The sequence below is a fragment of the Mesorhizobium argentiipisi (SeqCode) genome, assembly GCF_037179585.1.
Taxonomy (GTDB): domain Bacteria; phylum Pseudomonadota; class Alphaproteobacteria; order Rhizobiales; family Rhizobiaceae; genus Mesorhizobium; species Mesorhizobium argentiipisi.
This window is the reverse complement of the sequence record NZ_JAPYKO010000126.1, coordinates 1-382: the sequence shown is the minus strand read 5'-3', so window position 1 is coordinate 382 and position 382 is coordinate 1. Positions and strand designations below refer to the sequence as shown.

At 55.2% G+C, this 382-nt stretch carries 1 protein-coding gene; it reads left to right on the top strand.

What is annotated here, in order from left to right; genetic code table 11:
• Positions 1-177: 177 nt before the first annotated feature.
• On the top strand, positions 178-382 hold a 205-nt coding region (locus O7A05_RS34235), incomplete at its 3' end, for a hypothetical protein (RefSeq protein WP_337097823.1).

Sequence of the window (382 nt, the reverse complement as noted above, 5' to 3'; positions counted from 1 at the left end):
AACCGTTGTGCCCGGTCTCTATGCCGCTGGTGATGTGGTGAACGAAATCAACCAGATCGCGGTAGCGTTCGGCCACGCTGCGATCGCGGCCACGGACATTCACAATCATCTTGCAGACACCAACCACCGCTTTCGTCACTGACCGCCATGCACCTTGTTCAAATACTGCTTCCCTGCATGGATAATGACGGTCAGCCTTTTGCCCAAGAAGACTTCGAGAGGGTAAAGGAAGAACTGGCGAGCCGCTTCGAGGGTGTTACCGCCTATCTTCAGGCTCCTGCGGATGGTTTGTGGAGAAAGGGTGCCGAGTCAAACGCCGACAAGATCGTCATCTTTGAAGTCATGACCGAGGAGATCGACCTACGTGAGTGGCGTGATCGCC